The 7,479-nt window shown below is 69.1% G+C and carries 6 protein-coding genes and 1 tRNA gene; all 7 read left to right on the top strand.

What is annotated here, in order from left to right; all coding sequences use genetic code 11:
- Positions 1-261 precede the first annotated feature (261 nt).
- The 7 genes from B9H04_RS16820 (at position 262) to B9H04_RS16795 (ending at position 7,179) form a co-directional block, all read left to right on the top strand.
- Positions 262-1,728: a hypothetical protein gene (locus B9H04_RS16820; protein ID WP_049932880.1), complete on the top strand. Its 1,467-nt coding sequence runs from the start codon at positions 262-264 to the stop codon at positions 1,726-1,728.
- 118 nt (positions 1,729-1,846) lie between these two features.
- Entirely contained in the window at positions 1,847-3,136 is a 1,290-nt protein-coding gene (locus tag B9H04_RS16815; protein ID WP_049932851.1) for an adenosylhomocysteinase, read from the top strand.
- Between the two features lie 70 nt (positions 3,137-3,206).
- Positions 3,207-3,356 (top strand): hypothetical protein, encoded by a 150-nt coding sequence (locus B9H04_RS18895; RefSeq protein WP_169714320.1) that lies wholly within the window; start codon positions 3,207-3,209, stop codon positions 3,354-3,356.
- Positions 3,357-3,445: 89 nt separating this feature from the next.
- Positions 3,446-4,204, top strand: a complete 759-nt coding sequence (gene nucS / locus B9H04_RS16810; protein ID WP_049932852.1) for an endonuclease NucS — start codon at positions 3,446-3,448, stop codon at positions 4,202-4,204.
- Positions 4,205-4,332: 128 nt separating this feature from the next.
- Complete coding sequence (locus tag B9H04_RS16805) at positions 4,333-4,863, top strand: 50S ribosomal protein L16 (protein WP_004599151.1); 531 nt, start codon at positions 4,333-4,335, stop codon at positions 4,861-4,863.
- Between the two features lie 141 nt (positions 4,864-5,004).
- Positions 5,005-7,059 carry a DEAD/DEAH box helicase gene (locus tag B9H04_RS16800; RefSeq protein ID WP_049932853.1) on the top strand — a complete coding sequence of 685 codons (2,055 nt, stop codon included), beginning with the start codon at positions 5,005-5,007 and terminating at the stop codon, positions 7,057-7,059.
- 49 nt (positions 7,060-7,108) lie between these two features.
- A tRNA-Pro gene (locus B9H04_RS16795) sits at positions 7,109-7,179 on the top strand.
- The last annotated feature ends 300 nt before the right edge of the window (positions 7,180-7,479 follow it).

The following is a 7,479-nucleotide window of genomic DNA, read 5'->3' as shown; positions in this document are numbered from 1 at the left end:
ATTCAAAGGGGCAGCCACGGGGGCTTTGGGCGTGTTCTCTGCGGGAGCGACTCGGAATACGACCGGAGAAACGTGTCGCGCGCGAGCGACGACCGAGCCGAATCGGGGGCGAACTCTGGGGGATCACGACCGAGATACTCGCGTTAACGGCGATCAATCAAAACAGACGCAACAGCGCCGTTAACCCGGATACAAACCGGATTAAACCGCGTTAAGCGACTTCGCTTTTTATACCGAAAGGGAGACTGGACCCGAGTGGACATGAGCGAACGCACGAGAGCGATCCTACTGGCCGCAGTCGTCGCGCTCGGCGCCGTGACGGGCGTCGCGGCGACGGGCGTCGCGGCCGCCGACGGCGGCCTCGAAGTGGCCGTCGACGACGCGGACGGCGAACCGACGGTCACGGTGACCGAGAACGACACCGCGGTCGAGAACGCGACGGTCGTCGTGAGCGTCGTCGACGATGACGACGAGAACGCGTCGTACGCGGGGACCGGCGAGTACGAGACCGACGCGAACGGCACGGTCGACCTTCCCGCCGCCGAGGAGGACGTCACCGTCGCGGTGACCGCCGCCGCGGGCGACGACACCGCCTCGACGACGGTCGACCTCGAAGCGCCCGACGGCCTCGAACTCGACGTGGCGAACGCCGAGAGCGAGCCCGTCGTCACAGTGACGAACGACGACGACCCGGTCGAGAACGCCTCGGTGAACGTCACGGCCGTCGACGAGAACGCCTCCTACGCCGGCGCGGGCGAGTACGAGACCGACGCGAACGGCACGGTGACGCTGCCGGCCGCCGAGGAGGACGTGACGGTGAACGTCACGGCCGAATACGACAACGAGAGCGCCTCGGAGACGGTCGACATCGAGGCGCCCGACGGCCTCGAAGTGGCCGTCGACGACACCGACGGCGAGCCCGTCGTCACGGTCACCGACAACGGCACCGCGGTCGAGAACGCCTCGGTGACCGTCACGACCGTCGACGAGTACGCCACCTACGCCGGCGCGGGCGAGTACGAGACGGACGAAGACGGAACCGTCGGCCTCCCGGCCGCCGAGGAGAACGTCACGGTCGAGGTGACCGCCGCGTACGAGGGCGAGAGCGTCTCGACGACCGTCGACCTCACCGTCGGCGACGAGGACGAGGCCGAGGGGCAGCCGTTCGGCCAGCTCGTCCGGGAGTTCATCGAGGACATCGAGGACCGCGAGGGCGGCATCGGTGGCGCGGTCTCCGACTTCGTGACGGAGAACAACCCCGGTAACGCCCCGGACCACGCGGGCGGCCCCGGCGGTCCGGACGACGCGGACGATGGCGACGACGCCGAGAACGAGACCGACGCGCCCGGTAACGCGCCCGATCACGCCGGTCCCGACGGTGAGGATGACGACGAGCGCGGCCCGCCGTCCGACGCCGGCCCCGACCGCGAGGAGGACGGCGACGATGCCGAGGAGACCGAGGGTGATGCTGAAGACGACGACGCCGACGAAGAGGGCGAGGACGCCGACGAGGACGAAGAGGACGAGGAGAGCGCGGAAGACGAGGCTGAAGACGACGCCGACGAGGAGGAAACGGAAGCCGACGAGGACGCTAACGAAGACGAAGCGGACGAGGAGGAAACGGAAGCCGACGAGGACGCTAACGAAGACGAAGCGGACGAGGAAGCCGACGATGACGACGGCGAGGGCGGACCGCCGGACCACGCTGGCGGCCCGGGCGGGAACTGACGACGCGGTCCGCAGCTCGGTTCGGTAACGCGGGCGACGGTCGCCGAGACCGACTCTCATTTTGCGGACGCACTCCGGTGTCGGCAGGGTTTAGTGCGCCGTGAGCGAACCGAGAGGTATGAGCGAAACCGCGTATCCGCCGGTGTCACAGCACCTCTCCGACGTCGATGCGGCCCGGGAAGAGGGCCGCCGGAAGATGGACTGGGCGCTCCAGCACATGCCGATATTGAACGCGCTGCGCGAGGAGTTCGTCGACGAGCAGCCGCTCGCTGGCGAGACCATCGCGATGGCGATGCACGTCGAGGCGAAGACGGCGAACCTCGTCGAACTGCTCGCCGAGGGCGGCGCCGAGGTGGCGATCACCGGGTGTAACCCCCTCTCGACGCACGACGACGTGTCGGCCGCGCTCGACGACCACGAGTCGATCACCTCCTACGCCGTGCGGGGCGTCGACGACGACGAGTACTACGACGCGATGCACGCCTGCATCACCCACGAGCCGACCGTCACCGTCGACGACGGGATGGACATGGTGAAACTCGTCCACGAGGAGTACCCCGACCTGATCGACTCCATCGTCGGCGGCGCCGAGGAGACGACCACGGGCGTCGACCGCCTGCGCGCGATGGACGCCGACGGCGAGCTCCACTACCCCGTCTTCGCCGTCAACGACACGCCGATGAAGCAGCTGTTCGACAACGTCCACGGCACGGGCGAGTCGTCGCTCGCGACCATCGCGATGACGACGAACCTCTCGTGGGCCGGGAAGAACGTCGTCGTCGGTGGCTACGGCCAGTGCGGGAAGGGCGTCGCCAAGAAGGCGTCCGGGCAGAACGCGAACGTCATCGTCTGCGAGGTCGACCCGCGGAAGGCGCTCGAAGCGCACATGGAGGGGTACGAGGTGCTCCCCATGGAGGAGGCCGCCGCGAAGGGCGACGTGTTCATCACGACGACGGGCAACCGCGACGTGATCACCCGCGAGCACTTCGCGGAGATGAGCGACGGCGTCCTGCTCGCGAACGCCGGCCACTTCGACGTGGAGGTGAACCTCGACGACCTCGACGACCTCGCCGTGGACCGCTACGAGGTCCGCGACGGCGTCGAGGGGTTCGAGATGCCCGACGGCCGCGTCCTCAACGTCATCGCGGAGGGCCGCCTCGTCAACCTCGCCGCGCCCATCGCCTTAGGCCACCCGGTCGAGGTGATGGACCAGAGCTTCGGCGTTCAGGCGGTCGTCGTCCGCGAGCTCGCCGCCAACGGCGACGCGTACGACGCCGGCGTCCACGACGTGCCCGACGAGCTCGATCGCGAGGTGGCGGACATCAAGCTCGCCGCCGAGGGCGTCGAGTACGACGACCTCAGCGACGAGCAGCGCGAGTACATGGGGAGCTGGGAACACGGGACCTGACCCGGCCGGACGGCGACCGCCGAGCCCGCCGGTTCGACCCGCTTTTGTGCCGCGCGACCGTACCGGACGTATGAATCTCACCGCGGGGTTACACTCCGGATTCGGTGTCTCGGTGTTAGCCGGAATCCTCGTCTCCGACACGGCGCTTCGCGTCGCCGCGTTCGCGCTCGGCGCGGTCCTCTTCGTCGCCGGCATTGTCGTGTCGCGGCGCGGCGACTGAGGCGAGGCGAACGGCGCGTCGCCTCGCCGAACGGTGACGACCGGCCCCGGCTCGCGTCCTTTTTCCCCCGCGACCGCTTACGAGAGCCAGTGACAGTCACGAGCGTCCACGACCCGAGCCACCGCGAGGCCCTCTGGGAGCTGGAGGACGCCTTCGAGCGCGGCGACCTGATCAGCGTCTTCGGCCGCTGTACGGTCAGCTACGAGGGGCGTGCGGCCTCGGACCTGGGCGCCGGCGACCGCCTGCTCGTGTTGAAGCCCGACGGCGCCGCCCTCGTCCACACCGACGAGGGGCGGCAACCCGTCAACTGGCAGCCGCCGGGGTCGGAACACCGCGCCGCGGTGCGCGAGGGACGGCTGCGCGTGCGCTCGACGCGGAGCAACCCCGACGAGACCCTGACCGTCCGCTTCGCGGCCGTCGACCAGCTCTCCGCGATGGCCGTGACCGGCGGCCGCGACCTCACGCTCCACGGGAGCGAGGAGGACCTCCGGACCCGAATCTTGGAGCGCCCCGACCTCGTCGAGCCCGGGTTCGAGCCCCGCGAGACCGAACGCCCGTCCAGCGCCGGTCCGATGGACGTCTTCGGCGTTGACGCCGACGGCACGCCGGTCGTCGTCGAGCTGAAGCGCCGCCGGGTCGGTCCGGACGCCGTGGGACAGCTCGCGCGGTACGTCCGGGCGCTCCGCGAGGAGTTAGGGATCGAGGCGAACGACGGCGAGACCGACGACGCGGACTCGCCGGAGGTGCGCGGAATCTTAGTCGCCCCGTCGGTCACCGACCGTGCCGCCGAGCGGCTCGCGGAGCGCGGGTTCGACCACGTCGCGCTCGAACCGACGCCGGAGGAGTGAGCGGGCGGCGTGTCAACGCAGACCGCAATCCAGCGGATCGCCGGTGCTGACTCCCCGAGGAGCCGCGGCGGGCGCCTCGCTATCGAAGGGTTTATCGCCGCAGCGCGGGCTACATCGGACAAGTAGCCATGTCTGACAAACCCGCCTCTATGTATCGGACGATCGACAAGCCGTCGTACACCCGCCGCGAGTACATCACGGGTATCCCCGGCTCGAAGATCGCCCAGCACAACATGGGCGACCTCTCCGCGGAGCCGGACGACTACCCCGTCCAGATCAGCCTCCGCGTCGAGGAGGAGCTCCAGGTTCGACACGGGTCGCTTGAGAGCGCGCGCCTCTCGGCGAACCGCCACCTGATCAAGGAGCTCGGCGAGGGCAACTACAAGATGACCCTCCGCAAGTTCCCCCACCAGGTCATCCGAGAGAACAAGCAGGCGACCGGCGCCGGCGCGGACCGCGTCTCCGACGGGATGCGCCAGGCGTTCGGCAAGCCCGTCGGCACCGCCGCGCGGCTCAACAAGGACGACGTCGTGTTCACCGCCTACTGCGACGTCGAGCAGGCCTCCGTCGTGAAGGAGGCGTTCCGCCGCGCGTACAACAAGCTCTCCCCGCCGTGCCGGATCACGGTCGACCGCGGCGAGAAGCTGCTCGTCTCGTAGACCCCTCGACCCCGACCCCGTCCGTGAGGCGGGTTTTTCTCCGCGCGTTCGCGTGACGTAGCCGCGGCGCCGCGTGTCTCCGAACCGGTTCCGATCCCCGAGCCGAACACCTGAAATACCTCGCTCGCGTACCGCACGGCAGTGTCACAGCAGCTGGCCGAGGTCGAGACGCTGTTCCTCCACGAGGCGCGGAGCGACTACACTGTCGTCGCGAACCGCGACGGCAAGCGCGTGCTCCGCGGGCGGCTCGAACTCAAGGAGACCTCCGCGGGCCCACGCCCGGGGAAGTTCCGGGTGATCCGCGACGGGGAGGACCACCCCCGCCAGCCGGACGAGTTCGTCGACCTCGCGCGGGCGGCCGGTCGGATCCGCATCTCCGAGCAGACCTCGCCGGAGAACCGGACGCGGCTGAAGGAGATGCTCGACGGCTACCAGCTGGAGGCGACGGCGGTCCGGACCTGCCGGCGCTGCGCGAGCGACGGGCGCTACGGGCCGATCACGAGCGAGGACGCCATCGACCACAACGGCGAGCTGATCTGTCGGGACTGCGCCCGCCGGGAGCTAGAGCGGGAGCTGTCGTACAAAGGGGAGTTCACGGGCGCGGCCGAGGAGCGATTGGAGGAGCTGCTGTACGAGTCGGGCGACCTCGACCGGATCGTGAGTCTCCTCCAGGGCGGACTCGACCCCGACCTCACGAAGTACGACGAGGTGTCGGCGAACGTCGACGACGTCTCGCCCGTCCGGACCGAAGACTTGGACCTCCATCCGGACCTCTCTTCGCACCTCCAAGGCCGCTTCGAGGAGCTACTGCCGGTCCAGAGTCTCTCCGTGCGGAACGGCCTGCTCGACGGCGACGACCAGCTCGTGGTGAGCGCCACGGCGACGGGGAAGACGCTCGTCGGCGAGCTGACCGGGATCGACCGCGCGCTGAAGGGGGACGGGAAGCTGCTCTTCTTGGTCCCGCTCGTCGCGCTCGCCAACCAGAAGCACGAGGACTTCGAGGACCGCTACGGCGACCTGCTCGACGTCTCCATCCGGGTCGGCTCCTCGCGGGTGAACGACGACGGCAACCGCTTCGACCCGAACGCCGACGTGATCGTCGGCACCTACGAGGGGATCGACCACGCGCTCCGGACGGGCAAGGACCTCGGCGACGTGGGGACGGTCGTCATCGACGAGGTCCACACGCTGAAGGAGGGCGAGCGCGGCCACCGGCTCGACGGGCTCATCTCCCGGCTGAAGTACTACAGCGAGGACCGGATGGAGACCCGCGCGGGCTACGACGGGACGCAGTTCGTCTACCTCTCGGCGACCGTCGGGAACCCGGAGTGGCTCGCGGAGAAGCTCCGCGCGACGCTCATCGAGTACGAGGAGCGCCCGGTCCCCATCGAGCGCCACGTCACCTTCGCTGACAGCCGTGAGAAGGCCCAGATCGCCGACAAGCTCGTGAAACGCGAGTTCGACACGAAGTCGTCGAAGGGGTACCGCGGGCAGACGATCATCTTCACCAACTCGCGGCGGCGCTGTCACGAGATCAGCCGCAAGCTCCGGTACGACTCCGCGCCGTACCACGCCGGCCTCGACTACGGGCGCCGGAAGAAGGTCGAGCGCATGTTCGGGAATCAGGACCTCTCGGCGGTCGTCACCACCGCGGCGCTGGCGGCCGGCGTCGACTTCCCCGCCTCACAGGTGATCTTCGACTCGCTGGCGATGGGGATCGAGTGGCTCTCCGTCCAGGAGTTCTCGCAGATGCTCGGGCGCGCCGGACGCCCGGACTACCACGACCGCGGCCGGGTCTACCTCCTCGTCGAGCCGGACGGCGTCTACCACGGGTCGATGGACCGCACGGAGGACGAGGTGGCGTTCACCCTGCTGAAAGGCGAGATGGAGGACGTGGCGACGCACTACGACGAGACCGCGGCCGCCGAGGAGACGCTCGCGAACGTCGTCGTCGCCGGCAAGAAGGCGAAGCGCCTCAACGACCGGATGATCGGCGAGGTCCCCACCAAGCACGCGCTCGGGAAGCTGCTGGAGTGGAACTTCATCGACGGCTTCGAGCCGACGCCGCTCGGCCGCGGGGTGACGCGGCACTTCCTCGCGCCCGACGAGGCGTTCTTCATCCTCGACTCGGTCCGGAAGGGGACCGACCCGTACGACATCGTCGCCGACCTCGAACGGCGCGACGACGAGGAGTGACGACGCGCAACGAAACCCTTTAGCGGCTCTTCGGGGTATGTAGGAGTACGGGACCGTGGGTTAGTGGTATACTCCGAGCCTTGGGTGCTCGTGACCCCGGTTCGAATCCGGGCGGTCCCATTCTGCTGTTGCGAACAATCCGTGAGCAGTGGCGACTATTTACAAATAAGAGGCGGTGGCGCGTGCCTGCGAGGCCGCCCCGCGGCCGAGCAGCACGCGCGAGGGAGTCAGTCACCGGAGCGAAGCGGAGGCGACTGACGAGGCTGGGGAGGTGTGAGGTGCGGTACGGAGCGGTGGGGGGTGGGGCGCAAAGGGGCAGCCGGGGGGGCGGGGGAGGCGACGCAAGCCCTGGAAAGGCGGAGTGGACGCCGGGAGGGCACCAGTGACCGGCTCGCGTACCACTCAGACGCGGCCCACGCA

The organism is Halorubrum ezzemoulense DSM 17463 (genome assembly GCF_002114285.1).
Taxonomy (GTDB): Archaea; Halobacteriota; Halobacteria; order Halobacteriales; family Haloferacaceae; genus Halorubrum; species Halorubrum ezzemoulense.
Note: the sequence above shows the minus strand (reverse complement) of the source record. Positions and strands in the feature narration are given on the sequence as shown.